17 protein-coding genes are annotated in these 16,660 nt (G+C 68.3%); 10 read left to right on the plus strand and 7 right to left on the minus strand.

Features of this window, described 5'->3' with window-relative positions; genetic code table 11:
* Positions 1-5: 5 nt before the first annotated feature.
* Both FBZ87_RS04165 and FBZ87_RS04170 read right to left on the minus strand, forming a co-directional pair.
* Entirely contained in the window at positions 6-1,805 is a 1,800-nt protein-coding gene (locus FBZ87_RS04165) for a tetratricopeptide repeat protein (protein WP_186454567.1), read from the minus strand.
* A gap of 75 nt (positions 1,806-1,880) precedes the next feature.
* A complete protein-coding gene (locus FBZ87_RS04170) occupies positions 1,881-3,263 on the minus strand; it encodes an EAL domain-containing protein (RefSeq protein ID WP_145609124.1) in 1,383 nt (460 codons plus the stop codon).
* A 283-nt stretch (positions 3,264-3,546) separates the two neighbouring features.
* Between FBZ87_RS04170 and FBZ87_RS04175 the strand changes: the two genes are divergently transcribed.
* Positions 3,547-4,278, plus strand: coding sequence for an OmpA/MotB family protein (locus FBZ87_RS04175; protein WP_186454568.1), 732 nt, complete (start codon positions 3,547-3,549; stop codon positions 4,276-4,278).
* A gap of 70 nt (positions 4,279-4,348) precedes the next feature.
* A complete protein-coding gene (locus tag FBZ87_RS04180) occupies positions 4,349-4,840 on the plus strand; it encodes a heme-degrading domain-containing protein (RefSeq protein ID WP_145609126.1) in 492 nt (163 codons plus the stop codon).
* Between the two features lie 141 nt (positions 4,841-4,981).
* Here the strand turns inward: FBZ87_RS04180 and FBZ87_RS04185 are convergent, their stop codons facing one another.
* Positions 4,982-5,440 (minus strand): hypothetical protein, encoded by a 459-nt coding sequence (locus FBZ87_RS04185; RefSeq protein WP_145609127.1) that lies wholly within the window; start codon positions 5,438-5,440, stop codon positions 4,982-4,984.
* Between the two features lie 206 nt (positions 5,441-5,646).
* Here FBZ87_RS04185 and FBZ87_RS04190 point away from each other — a divergent pair, with 206 nt between their 5' ends.
* The 6 genes from FBZ87_RS04190 to FBZ87_RS04215 all read left to right on the plus strand — a co-directional run bounded on the left by FBZ87_RS04190 (position 5,647) and on the right by FBZ87_RS04215 (position 9,832).
* Positions 5,647-6,624 carry a hypothetical protein gene (locus tag FBZ87_RS04190; protein ID WP_145609128.1) on the plus strand — a complete coding sequence of 326 codons (978 nt, stop codon included), beginning with the start codon at positions 5,647-5,649 and terminating at the stop codon, positions 6,622-6,624.
* Positions 6,621-7,001, plus strand: coding sequence for a fluoride efflux transporter CrcB (gene crcB, locus FBZ87_RS04195; protein WP_145609129.1), 381 nt, complete (start codon positions 6,621-6,623; stop codon positions 6,999-7,001). The genes FBZ87_RS04190 and crcB overlap by 4 nt, the downstream gene beginning before the upstream one ends.
* Entirely contained in the window at positions 6,998-8,011 is a 1,014-nt protein-coding gene (locus tag FBZ87_RS04200) for an RluA family pseudouridine synthase (protein WP_145609130.1), read from the plus strand. The genes crcB and FBZ87_RS04200 overlap by 4 nt, the downstream gene beginning before the upstream one ends.
* A 4-nt stretch (positions 8,012-8,015) precedes the next feature.
* Entirely contained in the window at positions 8,016-8,693 is a 678-nt protein-coding gene (locus FBZ87_RS04205) for an HAD-IA family hydrolase (protein WP_145609131.1), read from the plus strand.
* A gap of 30 nt (positions 8,694-8,723) precedes the next feature.
* On the plus strand, positions 8,724-9,422 hold the full coding sequence (locus FBZ87_RS04210; RefSeq protein WP_145609132.1) for an ATP12 family chaperone protein: 699 nt from the start codon (positions 8,724-8,726) through the stop codon (positions 9,420-9,422).
* Between the two features lie 110 nt (positions 9,423-9,532).
* Positions 9,533-9,832, plus strand: coding sequence for an SCP2 sterol-binding domain-containing protein (locus FBZ87_RS04215; RefSeq protein ID WP_088871739.1), 300 nt, complete (start codon positions 9,533-9,535; stop codon positions 9,830-9,832).
* A gap of 79 nt (positions 9,833-9,911) precedes the next feature.
* Here the strand turns inward: FBZ87_RS04215 and FBZ87_RS04220 are convergent, their stop codons facing one another.
* The 3 genes from FBZ87_RS04220 to lepB form a co-directional block, all read right to left on the minus strand.
* On the minus strand, positions 9,912-11,432 hold the full coding sequence (locus FBZ87_RS04220; protein ID WP_145609133.1) for an FAD-binding oxidoreductase: 1,521 nt from the start codon (positions 11,430-11,432) through the stop codon (positions 9,912-9,914).
* A 143-nt stretch (positions 11,433-11,575) separates the two neighbouring features.
* The gene (locus FBZ87_RS04225; RefSeq protein ID WP_145609134.1) at positions 11,576-12,934 is read right to left on the minus strand and encodes a tetratricopeptide repeat protein; all 1,359 of its coding nucleotides are present in this window, start codon (positions 12,932-12,934) and stop codon (positions 11,576-11,578) included.
* A gap of 26 nt (positions 12,935-12,960) precedes the next feature.
* On the minus strand, positions 12,961-13,716 hold the full coding sequence (gene lepB, locus FBZ87_RS04230; RefSeq protein WP_145609135.1) for a signal peptidase I: 756 nt from the start codon (positions 13,714-13,716) through the stop codon (positions 12,961-12,963).
* A 185-nt stretch (positions 13,717-13,901) separates the two neighbouring features.
* On the opposite strand from lepB, the gene FBZ87_RS04235 reads away from it, so the two are divergent.
* Positions 13,902-14,195 carry an acylphosphatase gene (locus tag FBZ87_RS04235; protein ID WP_186454569.1) on the plus strand — a complete coding sequence of 98 codons (294 nt, stop codon included), beginning with the start codon at positions 13,902-13,904 and terminating at the stop codon, positions 14,193-14,195.
* A gap of 201 nt (positions 14,196-14,396) precedes the next feature.
* Here FBZ87_RS04235 and ctrA read toward each other — a convergent pair whose 3' ends face one another.
* Entirely contained in the window at positions 14,397-15,101 is a 705-nt protein-coding gene (gene ctrA, locus FBZ87_RS04240) for a response regulator transcription factor CtrA (RefSeq protein WP_145609136.1), read from the minus strand.
* 215 nt (positions 15,102-15,316) lie between these two features.
* On the opposite strand from ctrA, the gene fliI reads away from it, so the two are divergent.
* On the plus strand, positions 15,317-16,654 hold the full coding sequence (gene fliI, locus FBZ87_RS04245; protein WP_145609137.1) for a flagellar protein export ATPase FliI: 1,338 nt from the start codon (positions 15,317-15,319) through the stop codon (positions 16,652-16,654).
* The last annotated feature ends 6 nt before the right edge of the window (positions 16,655-16,660 follow it).

Here is a 16,660-nt window from a genome sequence, read left to right on the forward strand (position 1 = left end):
GCACGTCAGCGCCCGGCCACCCTCTCCTCCAGCGCCGCCTTGACCGCGGCCACCGGCGCCGTCCAATCGCCCAGGCGCGTCTGCCGGAACAGGCGCAGGGATGGGTACCAGGGGCTGGTGTCGCCCCTGTCGTGCCAGCGCCAGTCGGTGGTGGGGGACAGCAGCAGGAAAGCGGGCACATCCAGCGCGCCGGCCAGATGGATGCAGGCGCTGTCGGAGCCGATGACCAGGTCCAGCCCGGCCACCAGGGCGGCGGTGTCGGCCCAGTCGCGGATGGAGGCGGCGGCGTCGCGGATGCGGCCAGGGGGGATGGCCGGATCGGTCAGGGCGGCCTTGGCCGGGCCCATCTGCAGGCTGACGAACTCCACACCCGGCACGTCCAGCAGCGGCAGCAAGGGGGCGAGGCCGGGCGAGCGCCAGTGGTCGTCGGGGAAGTCTGGATTGCCCTGCCAGAACAGGCCGACGCGCAGGCCCCGCTTGGGACCCAGCATCTGCGTCCAGCGCAGCTTGCGGCCGGGGTCGGCTTTAAGGTAGGGGCCGGTCCAGGGCACGGCGGCAGGGTCGGGGCAGAAGCGGCCGGGCAGGTCCATCATGGGCACCTGTCCATCCCAGGGCAGGGGGGCCGCAGAGCCCACACCCGGCGCCGGCGTCTGCGCGTCCACCACCACGGCGCCATAGCCCTGGGCCGCCACCAGCGGGGCCAGGCCGGCCGGCACCTCGATGGTCAGGCGGGCGCCGGCCGCGGTCAATTGGGGCAGGAAGCGCAGGCACATCAGCGTGTCGCCCACCCCCTGCTCATGCCAAACCAGCAGGCGCAGGCCGGCCGGGGTGCCCATGGATACGCCGGTCGACCAGGCCGGCAGGCCCTGGTGCCGGGGCGGCTTGGCGGCGGAGGGCCAGCGCCAGCGATAGTGCGCGAAGCCCTCGCGGTAGCGGCCCAGGCGCAACAGGCACAGGGCCACACCGAAATTGGCCACCGGATCCTGCGGCGCCAGGGTGGCCGCCACCTGGAAGGCGGCCAGCGCCTCCTCCGACCGGCCCAGCAGGCGCAGCAGGACGCCCAGGTCGCGGTGGGGCAGCAGAGCGTCCGGCCGGCGGCGCGCCGCCTCCGCCAGATGGGCCTCCGCTTCCTCGAAGCGGAACAGGCTGGTCAGGGTGTTGGCCAGGGCGCAGCGGGGCAGGGGGGCGTCGGGGGCGGCGCTCACGGCGCGGGACAATAGGCTGACGGCCTCCGCCGCGTCGCCGGCCCGCCGTTTCAGTTCCCCCAGATTGTTCAGGGCCAGGATGTTGAAGGGATCGCGCGCCAGGACGTGGCGGTACCAGGTCTCCGCCTCGCTCCCCCGGCCCAGCCGCTCGCACAGGCGCGCCAGTTCCGTCACCGTGGGCAGGTCGTCGGGCGTCCGCTCCACGCAGGCGCGCAGGGCGTCGGCGGCAGCCGACAGTCGCTCCAGCCGGGCCAGCAGGCGGGCCATGTTGCGCAGGGCGTCGGGATGGTTGGGATTCAGGCGCAGGGCTTGAGTGTAGGCGGTCAGCGCCTCATCCGTGCGGCCCAGCGTGTCCAGCACCTGGGCGTGGTTGGCATGGAAGTCGGCCACGCCGGGCCGCAGCGCGATGGCCCGGGCGATCAGGGGCTCCGCCTCCGCCGCGCGTCCTGCCTGGGCGGTGGCGACCCCCAGCAGGTGGAGGGCGTCCGGCTGCTCCGGCTCCTGCGCCAGCAACGAGGAATAGAGCGCGCCGGCATCCGCCAGGCGGCCCGCCCGGTGATGCTCCAGCGCCACCGCCAGGACCTCCCCGACGGTGCGCATACTCCGGGTCCTGGGTGCCTCGGGTGCCATACCCTAGTGATATCTCCTAGGGCGCGGGCACGCTAGCGGCGGAGGTCACATCCCTTTGGTTACATTCGGTCCGGTCTGGGCTTCTGCGGGCGCGTCCTCGGCCATCGCCCGGTGGCGCGGGCGGAACCAGCGCATAAGGCGGGGCCATAGACCCTCTGGTGGGCCGGTTTCTTCCTGAGGGGCTTCCGCCTCCGGTCCGTCTTCCACCGCCCCCTGGCCGACCGTCGTCTCCGCCGGTGGGACCACCTGCTGCCGCATCTCCGCGAAGTCGGCGACCGCCTGGCCCTGCAGCATGCGGATGCCCGCGTCCAGTGCGTGATGGACCAGGGCCAGGCTATCGCAGTGGGTCAGGATGCAGCGGTCGGCGCCCAAGGTGCGGACCAGCTGGCGCAAGGTGGCGCCGCTCGGCACCGTGTGCGGCCGCAAGGCGGCCGGCGCCTCTCCACTTGTGGCGGAAACTGCCGGCATCAGCCGCAACAGCACATCCTTGGGCAACGTGGCCTCGGCCGCCCGGTCCACCGGGACGTGATCCAACACCATCAGGCATTGACGGCGCCGGCCAACGGCCAAGGCCTCTTCCACTGCGTCGGGGGCCACCAGCCACTCGGCATACGGAAGCTCGATCGCCAAGCGGGCATGCCAATGGGCCGGCAGTTCATCCAGCAGGGCCGCGAAGCTCCCCTGACGCACGCTGCCGGCGTGAAGCTTGATGGCGATGGGCAATCGCGGCGACATTTCGTCATGCAGCAGATGGTGCAGCATGCGCCGGTCCAGGATTTCGGTCACGCGGGCGTGCATCCAAGGGGCGCCGATGATGGTGACGTTGAACAGCCGCTCCAGCGCGGTCAGGTCCACCGTCTGTTCCAGCATGATCGGCTCCAGAGAGATGCCGTCGTCACCAACCCTGTAAACGGGTTGGCGGCGGATCAGGGATGACAGGTCCGCCCCGTGCAGTCCGCGTTCGATGCGCAGCAGGGCGACCACATCATCCGTGGCGGGTGACGGCGGGGCCAGGGATTTGTCGCCCATCAGGATGCGCAGGCAGGCGATCAGAGGCTTGGCCTCACCGGGCAGATCAAACCAATGGACGTCGACCTTCCCCTGGTGTGCATCGGCGAACACGGTGCAGACACGGTCGGTCGCGGCCAGCAATGTCTCGCCGCTGTCCGCATCGCCGATAAGAAGCCAGCCATACGAGCCTATGCCATAAGTATTAATCCCAACGGTATGATCATTGGCTGCTGCGACCGCCTTTAATTCCGCATCAACAATTCTGTGGATGACTGGTTCATAGGCATCCACAACCCCCGACAGATCAAGCAATGCTGCCCGGCATTCCTGCTTATTCTGTATAATACTGGCGACATGCGCCAGTACGTCCGGCGTATTTGTGGCCATGATATGTTTCCTTACGGCTAATATGGCCATTTGCGCCTCATTTCGGCGCTATGGTTATTGTACATCCGCTTACAGATCTGTTGTGATGATTTGAATCAATTGGATTTTTGCAGTCTGCGCTACATTTGAAGGCGCGATGCGGTGAGTGTTAATTGCCGGTCGCAATATCAACTCTTGCCCGGGTGCCGACGATCGACGCCATGCCGGCGCCTTTCCGTGACGCGCCGTCTGTGATTGGAACACAATGACTGATCTCTGGCACCCCGAAGGAGCACGTCCTGAGCTGGGGAAGACCGGTACGGCATCCGCGCCGATGCCCAAACGGCCGAACCCAGCCAAGTTCACCACGCTGCCGCCCCCGGCGGAGGAGTCGGAGGAATGGGTCATCAGTTACATGGACATGGTCACGCTGCTGATGGTCGTCTTCCTGGGCATGGTGGCGATCCTGGGCATGAAGGGACGGCTGGCCGCCAAGCCGGTGGATGCCGGCACAGTCGCGGCCCGGCACGACGACTCAGCCCAGGAGGAAGTTTCCAACCCCCGGGGTGAGGCATTTTCCGACGAACGACAGCCGGCCGCCTCGGCGCCCGCGGACGGCATGTCCGGCGGAGGGGCCACCCTGACACCGGCGGCCCAGGCCTTGCTGACTCAGTTGGAGGCGGCGGGGAAACCGGCCGACCTTGACGTCATCCTGTCGGATCGCAAGCTGACGATCGCCATCAAGGACCGTATCCTGTTCGCCTCCGGCAAGGCAGACTTGGCGCCGCCCGGCCGGCAACTGCTGGCGAATGTGGCCCGCAGTCTCCGCGTGCTGACGGGCGTCATCGCGGTCGAAGGCCATACCGATGATGTCGCGATCGCCACGGCCCGCTTTCCCACCAACTGGGAACTCTCCTCCGCCCGCGCCAGCGCCGTGGTGCGGGAACTGATCGCCAACGGGGTGGAGCCTGGACGCCTGCGGGCGGTGGGCTACGCCGACACCAGGCCCCTGGACGTGCACGACCGGGCGGCGAACCGGCGGGTGACCATCGTGGTCGAGCGTTGAGGGCTGCGCTCGGGACCAGGTATCGCTACCCTGCACGACGCCCTGCACTCATCCCCACGGAAGGCCCCCCATGTCCCATGAAGAAGACCTGCGCCGCATCGCCTTGCAGGAACAGCGGCTGGTGTTCGAGCGCTTTGGACAGGAGGAGGCCTGGGCCCTGGGCGTGTGGTTGCGGCAGGCCGGGCTGGAGCGTGGCGGGGTGCTGGTGGTGGATGTGTCGCTGCACCGCCAGCAGCTGCTGCGCCTGGCGGTGGGGCCGGCCACGCCGGACCATGACGACTGGGTTCGCCGCAAGCGGGCCACCGCGCTGCACTTCGCCCGCAGCTCCTACGCCATCGGCCTGGGCCTGGCGCAGCAGGGTACGAATTTGGAGATCAAGAGCGGCCTGCCGCATCGCGACTACGCCAGCCACGGCGGTGCCGTACCCCTAGTGGTGGCGGGCGCGGGCTGCATCGGCGCGCTGACCGTCTCCGGCCTGCCGCAGCGTGAGGATCACACGCTGGCCATGGCGGCCCTGGCCCACGTGCAGGGCCGCGACATCAGCGACATCGCGCTGGACTGACCCACAATCCAAGCGGCGGCGCACGTCGCGCCGCCGTAGGCCGCGACCGCGGTCGCCGGACATTTCCGGGGAGCGATAGTGGACTGGAAATCGAGGACCAGCCAAGCCGACGGATGTCGGCGCCCGGCGTTTGAGGGAATTTTACCGGTCTAAGGTGATCGGCCCGTCGCGGGTGGTCCCGGTGTTGGACTCGGGCGCCTTGGTCAGGGTGTCGCCCCGGCTGCGCTTTTCCTCGTGCTTGCCGTAGATCTTGTCCAGGCGCTCAAACTCCGCCTTGTGGAAGGCCTCGACCTCCTCCCGGTTGCCGAACTGGGGGGCGGTGATGATGATGTCGTCGATGGGGCCGTCGGTGCGGGGCGGTTCGACCGCGTCGGGATCCTTGGCCGGGGCGGGCGGGGCAGCCACCTTGACCACCGAGGTGGGCAGGCCGTTCTTGTCCAGGCCGGGCTTGGGCGCGTCGGTCTGCGGCGCTGGCGCGGCGGTAGGCTGCTGGGCCTGGGCCAGGGCGGCGGGGGCGGCGAGGACCGTCAGGGCGAGCGCCGCCGTGCCCAGAAGGGCGGGCAGCGGACGGGCGGAAAGAAGCCAGTTACGGGCGAACACGGGAAAAACTCCGCAGCGACGGTCATATAGCTTACCACGTGAGACCGTCCTGCCAACTGTTGCCTGCCCAACGACCGTGCGCGCGTCCGTTGCAGACAGGGCAGGGGTGGGGTGGTTGAAAAGCGGCCATCCGCCGCCTCGCGGTACCGCGACGGGCGAAGGGTGGCAAACGCCAAGGGCTAAGGCCAAGGGTTAAGGAGAGGCTGGTGCCGGTCTTTGATGAGTATATCGGTATCGACTGGACGGGGGCCCTGCCCGCCCGGGGTATCGCCATCGCCCGCGTCCGGCCGGATGAGGCCGCGGTTCACCTGGTGCCACCGCCCGGCCGGTACTGGAGCCGCCGCGAGGCCATGGACTGGGTGGCCGAGCGCCTGGCGGACCATCACCGCGCCGGCGCCCGCGCCTTGGTGGGCATCGACTGCGGCTTTTCCCTGCCCTATGTGCCGGACGTAGGCTACCTGGATGGCCGCGCCGCCGGGGTGGACGACATGATGGGCCTGTGGGCCCTGGTGGATGAGGCCGCCGGCGACGGCATCGGCGCCGATGATTTTTGCGGCACCCCGGCGCTGGCCGACCCGCGCCTGGGCCCCAGCTTCTGGCTGGCGGGACGGCGGCCGGCCCACTGGACCGACGCGGAAGGCGGGGGCAAGCGCCGCAGGGTGGAACTGGTGGCCGCCCGTACGGGCGTGGGCACCCCCGTTTCCGTCTTCAACCTGGCGGCGGCGTCCAAGCAGGTGGGCAAGGCCTCGCTGGCCGGCATGCGGTCGCTGCGCCATCTAAAGCGGCGCCTGGGCGATGCGCTGGCGGTGTGGCCGGCGGAAGCGCTGACGGGGCCGGAGGGTGCCGCCCGGTCGGCGGTCACGGAGATCTATCCCACCCTGTTCCGGCGCCGCGCGCACGGCCTGGCCAAGATTCGCGACTGGGCGGATATGGCAGCGGCCCTGGCAAAGGTTGGCTGCCATGCGGGGGCGGAGGTGCCGGCGGTCTTTGATGACCACGCGGGGGATGCCATGATCGCCGCCGCCGGCATGATGCGCTGGGCGCCTTTGGACGATGTCTGGACGCCCAAGGGGCTGGACACCGGCACGGCGCGGCGCGAAGGATGGATTTTTGGCGTCACCGGCGATATGTCGGGTGGCGACATCGCCATTGGCGGGGCCGCCGCCTTCGGGGGTCGGGGATGAACCAGGTTATCGTCGTCGCCGTGGGCGGCGCCTTGGGCTCGGTGCTGCGCTATCTGTCGCAGGTGTGGCTGGGGCGCTGGCTGGGGCTGGATTTCCCCTGGGGCACGCTGTTCGTGAACGTTGCGGGCTCCGTGCTCATGGGTGTGCTGGCGGAGGCTGCGGGCCGGGTGTGGCATCCCTCGCCGGAGCTGCGCGCCTTCCTGGCGGTGGGCGTATTGGGCGGGTTCACCACCTTCTCCTCCTTCTCGCTGGACATCGGCACGCTGGTGTCGCGAGGGGATTGGCCGGTGACGATGCTGTATTTCATGGCGACGCTGGTGGTCGGCGTCGGCGGTCTTTTTGTGGGCATGGCCCTGGTACGTGCGGTGATGTCATGAGTGATGAGGGTGGCCGTAAGGTCGAGACGCGGACCGTGACCGCCGACGAGGCGGAGATGCGTCTGGACCGCTGGTTCAAGCGGCATTTCCCGGCGCTGAGCCATATCCAGCTGGAAAAGCTGCTGCGCACCGGCCAGGTGCGGGTGGACGGCGGCCGCGTCAAGGGCGCCACGCGCCTGGAGGCTGGGCAGTCCGTGCGCATTCCCCCCATGCCCGACCTGGCGCCCCTGGCGCCGGGCGCCGTGACGCGCAAGGAACGGCCGGTCTTGTCGGACAAGGAAGTGAAGGCCCTGCGCGACGCGGTGCTGTACCGCGACGGCGACGTCATCGTGCTGAACAAGCCCGCCGGCCTGGCGGTGCAGGGCGGTACCGGCCAGAACAAGCATTTGGACGCCATGCTGGACGTGCTGACCTTCGACGGGAAGGAGCGGCCCAAGCTGGTCCACCGCCTGGACAAGGATACCAGCGGCTGTCTGGTGCTGGCCCGCACCAGTTTCGCCGCCACGCGCCTGGCCGGGTACTTCCGGGGCAAGGAAGCGCGCAAGTACTACTGGGCCGTCACCGTGGGTGTGCCCAAGCAGTACCAGGGCAAGATCGACGCTGCCCTGGCCAAGGAAGCCGGCACGCGCGGCGAGCGCATGGCGGTGGACGAGGATGAGGGCGCGCGCGCCGTCACCCTGTACCAGGTGATCGAGAACGCGCACCGGCAGGCCGCCTTCGTCGCCCTATGGCCGTTGACTGGCCGCACGCATCAGCTGCGCGCCCACATGGTGGCCATCGGCACACCCATCCTGGGCGATGGCAAGTACGCGGGGCAGGAGGCCTTCCTGCCTGGCGGTGCCGAACTGCCGCGCCAGTTGCACCTGCACGCCCGTCGCATCGTCATCCCCAACCCGCGCGGCGGCAAGCCCATCGACGTGACGGCCAACCTGCCGCCGCACATGGCCAAGACCTGGGAATATTTCGGCTTCGATATGAAGGACGGCGATCCTTTCGCCAGCTACGTCTGACCTCATGTCCGCCTTCAATCGCCTGGCCCTGTTCGATTGTGACGGCACACTGGTGGACAGCCAGCACGCCATCATCGCCGCCATGGCCGCGGGCTTCGCCAGCCAGGGCTTGACGCCGCCGACCGACGAGGCCGTGCGGCGCCAGGTTGGCCTGTCGCTGGAGGTTGCCGTGCTGGGCCTGCTGCCCGAAGGGGTGGGGGCGGGTGCCGTGGCCGGCATCGTCGCGGCGTACAAGGACGCGTTCTTTGCGAACCGGGCCAAGGGCATCGCGGAAGAACCGCTTTACCCGGGCCTGGTGGCCGCGCTGGACGCGCTGGAGGCGGCGGGTTTCCTGTTGGGCATCGCCACTGGCAAGTCGCACCGGGGCCTGGTCGCCACGTTGAACCATCACGGCCTGGGCGGGCGTTTCATCACCCTGCAGACGGCCGACCGCGCCCAGGGCAAGCCCTCGCCGGACATGGCCCTGCGCGCGATGGCGGAGGCGGGGGCCGGCCCGGCCACCACCGTGGTCATCGGCGACACCAGTTACGATATGCAGATGGCGCGTAATGCCGGGACCGCCGCCTTGGGCGTGGCCTGGGGCTATCACGCGCCGCAGAGCTTGCTGGCGGCTGGTGCCGCCCGCGTCTGCCATGATTATGCCGAGGTGCCGGCGGCGGTGGCCGCCCTGGTGGTGGCCTGAAATGTCGGGCGTGAGATTGGGAACGATCTGATGAAGCGGATTTACAAGGCGGTGGCCGTGGTGCCCGGCCCGCATGGTGGCTGGCAGGTTCAGCTGGACGCCCGTATCCTGAAGTCGCCGGCCAAGGCCGACCTGGTGTTGCCGACCGAGGCGCTGGCCCGGGCGGTGGCGGCGGAGTGGGACGCCCAGGGCGACACCGTCGTGCCGGAGTCCATGCCCATGATGCAGCTGGCGTCCACCTGCGTCGACCGGGTGGGGCCGCAGCGCGCCACCATCCTGGACGGGGCGGCCGCCTATGGCGGCACCGACCTGCTGTGCTACCGCGCCGCCGAGCCGGCGAAGCTGGCCGAACGGCAAGCGCGCGCCTGGCAGCCGCTGCTGGACTGGGCGGCGTTGCGCTATGACGCCCTGCTGCAGACCACCACCGGCATCATGCACCGCGCCCAGGACCCGGTAGCCTTGAACGCGCTGAAGCGCGCGCTGGAGGCGCTGGACGACTGGCAGCTGACCGGCGTGCAGAACGCCGTGGCGCTGACCGGATCGCTGGTGCTGGGCCTGGCCCTGTTCGAGGGCCGCATCGACGCCGACCAGGCCTTCGACTTGGCCGAACTCGACGAGTCGTTCCAAATCGAGCAGTGGGGTGAGGATGATGAGGCCAGGGCCCGGCGTACGTCGCTAAAGGCCGACCTCGCTGCCAGTTTACGTTACCTGGAGTTCCTGAAGGCCTGAGCCGACGGCCCTCAGAAAACATTGGAACTGGGCGCGCGGAGCCCCCTTATATGCAGTGCAACAACCGTTTTGCCCCGCATATCCCCCGCCCATCAAGGATCCGTTCCCCCATGACCTTCGACCAGCTTGAAGCCAAGATGCGCGCCTCGCTTTCCCAGTTCACCGGCTTGGGCGCAAAGGTGAAGTTCGACTTCGGCACCGACGGGGCCCTGTTCCTGGATGCGACCAAGGTGCCCACCGTGTCGCGCGATCCGGTGGACGTGAACACCACCCTGAAGATCTCGCTGGCCGACTTCGTGAAGCTGAGCGAAGGCAAGCTCAGCCCCACCCTGGCCTTCACCTTTGGCAAGCTGAAGGTCCAGGGCGACATGGGCGTGGCCTTGAAGCTGGCCGGCATGCTGGACGATTGAGTGCTTTCACCTTCGGGTGGCGCCAGGGGTATGGGCACCCCATTCCCCTGGCGCCGTGTCCGGGATGTTTTGCCCTGGATCAGGCCGGCTTGATCGCCTGGGCGAAGGTGAACAGCGAACCGGGGTCGACTTCCACCTTCACCTTCTGCAGGTCCCGGTAGTTTTCCGCGTAATAGGCGCTCTGCCAATCCTTCAGCGCCGGGTCCGGGAAGTTCTGGTACGCGCCCCCCGACGGGGTGAGGCGGCGCACCTTGTCATAGAATTGCTGCTGCCAGACCAGGTTGTCCGACACCAGGCTGGGCGGATCGCGCAGCTCCCACCAGTTGACCTCGCTGGAGAACAGCCAGTCGAAACCGCGGTGGACGAAGGCCGTGTCGGTGGGCTTCAGCTTATTCACTTCCCCGCCCACCTGGAAGAACTTGAAGGAAGACGGCAGGCTGGTGCCGGGCATGGCCCGGGCCGTGGCGATCATATCCGCCACCGCCTTTTCTGTCAGGTTCTCCGTTTTCAGGAAGACGGACTGCTCCCGGTAAAAATAGGGCAAGGCCTCTTCCGCCAAAATGTCCTGCGCCTCCCAGTAGGGCATGTCGATTTCAATCGTGCGCTTCGGATCCGCCTGTTCCAGCAGGGTGCCGAACAGTTCCTTCAAGGGGGGCGTGCCCTGGTGAGCCTGCCCCATGACGGAGATGACGATATCGTCCCCCTGGGCCCGCTGCTGCGGCGTCGGGGGCGTCACGGAGATCTTGCAGCCAAAGCCGGGAGGCGCCTCTTGCAGGCGGTGCAGCAGGTCGTACAACACCCGTTCCTGGTTTTTACTCCAGGTCAGGATGAACACCGTGACGGTGCTGACCGGGAAGGTCTGGAGGGTGAAGCTGGTGTTAACGCCGAAATTGCCGCCGCCACCGCCCTGGCAGGCCCACAACAGCTTGGCGTGCTCGGTGGCGCTGGCCGTCACCTTCTCGCCACTGGCCAGCATCAGGTCCGTGGAGCGCAGCAGATCCGACCCGATGCCGTAGAGCCGCATGTTGAAGCCGATGCCGCCGCCCAGCAGGAAACCGGCGGCGCCCACGCCTTCACACCGGCCGTGGGTGATGGTGCGGCCCATGCGCTCCAGCGCCCGGTAGACCGCCACGTTGATGGCGCCGCCGCCAATGATGACGCGGTCGCCGTCCGCCTTGATCTTGGCCATGGGCGACATGTCGATCAGCAGACCGGAGGTGGTGGAAAAGCCTGCGTAGTTGTGACCACCGGACCGCACGGCGAAGGGCGTGTTGGTGTTATGTGCCCATTTCAAACAGGCACTCACGTCCGCGTCGGTCACGCAGCGGGCGATGGCCGCCGGACGCTGGGAATAGGACAGGTTGTTAACCTGGGAGTAGTTGCCGAAATAAGCGTCATTGGGCAAGACTAGGTCGCCTGTCATGGCCCGCGCCAGGTCGGACCAAGCCCCCTTGCTGACCACACGGGGCAGGGGATGCAATTCTATGCCGGGGTCTGCCAGCAACTGCTGCGCTTTGGCTGGCAGACTGGTTCCCACCGCCAGGGCGCCCAGCCCTTTTAGCAGGGACCGCCGTGCCGTCGCCGTTTCGAATGCACCCATTGTGAATCGCTCCCCTTAATCGCGTGTTGCTCGGGATTGTTTCCACTACTGGGGCGCCGTGACAAGAAGGACTTTCCCGTATGGCGTGCTGCGCCGCGTAATGGGGAGGCGATGCGGGCCCGTGGGCCGGTAAAGCACGCCCGTCAGCGCTTGAGGCTGAGCCAGACGTTATGGCCGTCGTGGAAGGAGGTGACCTCAACCGTCTCCCCCGCCATCAGGTCCAGCGGCCGGCGCGGCAGGTAAAGGCCGGGCTGCCAGCCCGACGCCTCGGTGGGGGTGAGGGGGCTGTTCTCGAATTCCACCCCGTCCCACAGCTTCAGCCATATCCACTGCAACAGGCCGACGCAGCGGCCGTCGGCGGTCACCGGCACGGCCAGGTGGCCGCGCCAGCTTTGACCCGGCTGGGGATCGGCCAGGTCCACGGTCAGGGCCTGGAAGGGGGCCGACAGCGGCGTGAAGGGCACGATGCGGTCCAGCCGGACGGCGCGGGGGGCCAGGCGGTTGAACTCGCCAAGGTCGAAGCCGCAGACCTCATCCACGAAGAAGGTGCGCTCCATCGCCCGGCTTTCGGCCAGCAGGGCGCGCACGCCACCCGCCTGGGGGATGATGCGCGCCTCGGGCGTCAGCAGCCGGTCCTTGGCGTCGCGCACCGCCGGCAGCACCCGTTCCGACAGCAGGTCGCTGGACAGGATTTCGGAGACCAGCAGGTCGGCCGGGCGCGGCAGGTCCTTGCCCACCGTCACCGCGCCCGACGGTTTGGCGATGACGGTGACGCGGTCGGCGTAGCCGTTGGCGGCGATGATGGCGCGCGCCGTCTCCGCGATGACGGGATCGGCCTCGCAGGTATAGACATGGCCGGCGCCGGCGCGCGCCGCCATCATGGCCAGCAGGCCGGAGCCGGTGCCGATCTCCAGCACGATGTCGCCCGGGCGCACGGCGGCGGTGATGGCCGCCTCATAGGCCGCGTTGCGCTCGATGTCGTTCATCATTGGCACGTGCCAGCGCGGCGTCAGGGCGCTGCGCAGCTTGGCCAGCTGCAGTTCCGCCTCGATGAAGTCCGGCTTCAGCTCCAGCGCCGTCTCGGTGTGCACCACCGCTTCCGCCAGGCGGCCCAGGTCGCGCAGGGCCGCCGCCAGGTTGAAGCGGTTGATGGGGTCGTCCGGCTCCGCCGCCACGGCGCGGGCGAAGCTTTCCGCCGCCTCGTTGGCGTGGCCCAGCTTCTGGTGGCAGAGGCCGATGTTGAAGTCGCGGCCCCGCCAGGTGGGATCCAGGCTGACAGCCTTGCGGAAGGCGTCCAGCGCCTCTTTCCACTGGCCCAGGTGCTTGCGCACCGTGCCCAGGTTCCAGTGCACGGCCGAGGCGCGCGGCAGCATGCGGGCCACCTCACGGTACACGGCCTCCGCCTCCGCCCAGCGGCCCTGGTTCTGGTGCTCCACCCCCTGGGCGAACAGTTCCTCGGCGGGGACGGTGGGGCCGGCGGGCGGCTTGGTCGGCTTGGCCATGGGGCAGGCGTTCTTCCAATAAGGGGTCAGGGCTTCAGGCTGCGGCCGAAGCGGGTGCTCCAATCGCCGCCGGGGCAGGTCAGGTCGCTCTCGGCCTTGCAGAAATGATTGGTGTAGGCGGTGAACTGCGCGCGCGCGATCACCCGGTCCAGCGGCACGAACCCCAGGTCAGGATAGGGAAAGCGGCTGTCCTGGCTGTTGTCGCGATTGTCCCCCATCAGGAAGACATGTCCGGCGGGCACGGTGTAGACGCCGGTGTTGTCGGCCGGACCTTCATCGCTGCGCTGCAGGATGGCATGGCGGGCCAGGCTGCCGTCGGTGGACGGCAGGTCCTCCACATATTCCGTCACATGCACGGTACGGCCGTGATCGTCGCGATAATCGTAGGCGCCCGTCTCATGCCGGCCGATCACCTGGCCGTTCAGCACCAGCCGCCCATGGGCGATCTGCACCGTGTCGCCCGGCAGGCCGATGACCCGCTTCACCAGGGCCTCCGGCGCTCCCTCCGGCTTCAGCACGACGATGTCGCCCCGCTGCGGCAGGTGGGACAGCAGGCGGCCGTCGGCGGTGGGGATGAATCCCTCCGGCAGGGTGATGTCCGGGGAATGGCGGCTGTAGCCGTAGGCGTACTTGGCGGCGATGAAGTGGTCCCCCACCGCCAGGGTGGGCAGCATGCTTTCCGAGGGCACGTAGTAGCTGCCGAAGGCGAACGCCCGGAACGACAGGACGCAGACGCCCCAGATCAGGATGAAGCGACCCCATTCCAGTACCGCGCGCCGCATCGCCTTCCTCCGTTCCCTGGTCGCAGGCCCGCCGGGCCATTGGCGGCGATGATGCCGAAGGGCCCCGGGCCTTGTCCATCCCGGCGTTGCCGCACGGGAACCGGGCGCTGCCTTGACCGTTGGCGTCGGAGGTTGGGGGACGTTATATGCTTGACCCTGTTGATCCTTCGCCGATGGAGCCTGCCATGGACGAACCCGCCGACCGTGTCGCCACCCACGTCATCCTGCACGGCCGGGTCCAGGGCGTCTTCTACCGCAACTGGACGGTGGAGCAGGCGCTGGAACTGGGCTTGGACGGGTGGGTGCGCAACCGGCACGACGGCACGGTGGAGGCCCTGTTCGCCGGCCCGCCCGCCGCCGTGGCGGACATGGTGACCCGCTGCCGCCGGGGGCCCACACATGCCCGGGTGACCGAGGTGGACGCCACGCCAGGGACCGATCCGGGCGCCACCGGCTTTCACAAGCTGCCGAGTGTTTAGTGCGCCCTCAGGCGCCGGGCGGGCGCATCCGCGCCCTTGGCTATCCTCACTTTCCAGTCCGCTGCGCTTCCCGGAAGTTCCGGCGACCGCGGTCGCGGTCTACGGCGTGAGTTAAAGCTCATGCCGCCGATCAAAAAACAAAGGCCGCGTGGCCTGGTCAGGCGGCACGCGGCCTTTCGAAATTTGGGAACCGTTGACTGGCTAACTGGCGGCGGCCTGCTGCCGGGCCTCGTTGGGATCGCGCAGGACGTAGCCGCGACCCCAGACGGTTTCGATGTAGTTGCTGCCGTCCGTCGCCTGCGCCAGCTTCTTGCGCAGCTTGCAGACGAAGACGTCGATGATCTTCAGCTCCGGCTCATCCATGCCGCCATAGAGATGGTTCAGGAACATCTCCTTGGTCAGGGTGGTGCCCTTGCGCAGGGATAAGAGTTCCAGGATGCCGTATTCCTTGCCCGTCAGGTGCAGGGGCTGGCCCGCCACCTCGACCGAGCGCGTGTCCAGGTTCACGGTCAGCGCGCCGGTGCGGATGACGCTTTCCGAATGGCCCTTGCTGCGGCGGACGATGGCCTGCATGCGGGCCAGCAGATCGCGCTTGTCGAAGGGCTTGGTCAGGTAGTCGTCGGCACCGAAGCCCAGGCCCTTCAGCTTGGCGTCCAGCTCCGTCAGGCCGGAGAGGATCAGGATGGGCGTGGTCACCCGGGCCGAGCGCAGGCGCCGCAGCACCTCATACCCGTCGATGTCGGGCAGCATCAGGTCCAGGATGATGATGTCGTAGTCATACAGCTTGCCGATCTCCAGGCCGTCTTCGCCAAGATCGGTTATGTCAACGATGAACCCTTCGGATTTGAGCATCAATTGGATGCTCTTGGCCATCGACGGATCGTCTTCTACGACCAGTACTCTCATGGGCGTCTTCCTTGAAAGGGGTGTAGTCTCAAGGGAGCGGGGAGGTTAACTGCCGACTAGGTTAACAGATGCCGCGACATTATGCTATGCGGGTAAGGCTATCCTTTAGCTATCCCACCCGTTGTGGGCACCACTCCGGAACCCGTCGCGAGATTGGGATGGTCTGGGGCCGTAACAGCTTGATAAAACCGGATTTAGGGCGTGAGAGGCCGGCCATGATGTACGATCCCAACCTCCTGATCCCTGAGATCGAGGCGCTGGTCCCCTTCAAGATCTTCGGGCGGGTCACGTCGGTGCTGGGCATGCTGGTGGAGGTCGGCGGCGTGGAACGCCGCCTGTCCATCGGCGGACGGTGCCGCGTCATCTCGCGCGGGGGACGGCCCGTACCGTGCGAGGTGGTCGGCTTTCGCAACGGCAAGGCCCTGCTGCTGCCCTACGGCACGCTGGAGGACATCGGCCTGGGCTGCCGCGCCGAGGTCAGCGAGGGCCAGCCCGAGATCAACCCCACGCCCGCTTGGCTGGGCCGGGTGATCAACGCCCTGGGTGAGCCGCTGGACGGCAAGGGGCCCTTGCCCCTGGGCCCCGTGGGCAACCCGATCAAGGCAGCCCCCCCGCAGGCCAGCACCCGCAAGCGGGTGGGGGAGAAGATCGACCTGGGCGTACGCTCCATCAACACCTTCCTGTCCTGCTGCCGCGGGCAGCGCATGGGTATCTTCGCCGGTTCCGGCGTGGGCAAGTCGGTGCTGATGTCCATGCTGGCGCGCTATACCGCCGCCTCCGTCACCGTCATCGGCCTGATCGGCGAACGCGGGCGCGAGGTGCAGGAGTTCATCGAGGACGATCTGGGGGAAGAAGGCCTGGCCCGCAGCGTGGTGGTGGTGGCCACCAGCGACGAGCCGCCGCTGATGCGCCGCCAGGCCGCCTACATGACCTTCGCCGTGGCGGAGCATTTCCGCGACCAGGGGCTGGACGTGCTGTGCATGATGGACAGCGTCACCCGCTTCGCCATGGCCCAGCGCGAGATCGGCCTGTCCGCCGGCGAGCCCCCTACAACCAAGGGCTATCCGCCCACCGTGTTCGCCGAGCTGCCGCGCCTGCTGGAACGGGCGGGGCCGGGGGCGGGCGACGGCACCATCACCGGCCTGTTTACCGTGCTGGTGGACGGCGACGACCATAACGAGCCCATCGCCGACGCCGTGCGCGGCATCCTGGACGGCCATATCGTCATGGAGCGCCGCATCGGCGAGCGCGGGCGCTATCCCGCCATCAACATCCTGCGCAGCGTCTCGCGCACCATGCCGGACTGCAACACGGATGAGGAGAACGCGCTGGTGATCGCCGCCCGCCGGCTGATGTCCTCCTACAGCGACATGGAGGAGATGATCCGCTTGGGTGCCTATCGCCGCGGCAGCGACCCGCAGGTGGACCGCGCCATCGAGCTGAACCCCCACATCGAAGGCTTCCTGCGCCAGGGCCGCCATGAGCGCAGCGACCTAGCCACCGGCTACGCCCAGCTGCAGGCCATCCTGAACGGCGCCAGCTGGCCCGTCTGAGCCGAA

This window comes from Nitrospirillum amazonense (assembly GCF_007828035.1).
GTDB lineage: Bacteria > Pseudomonadota > Alphaproteobacteria > Azospirillales > Azospirillaceae > Nitrospirillum > Nitrospirillum amazonense.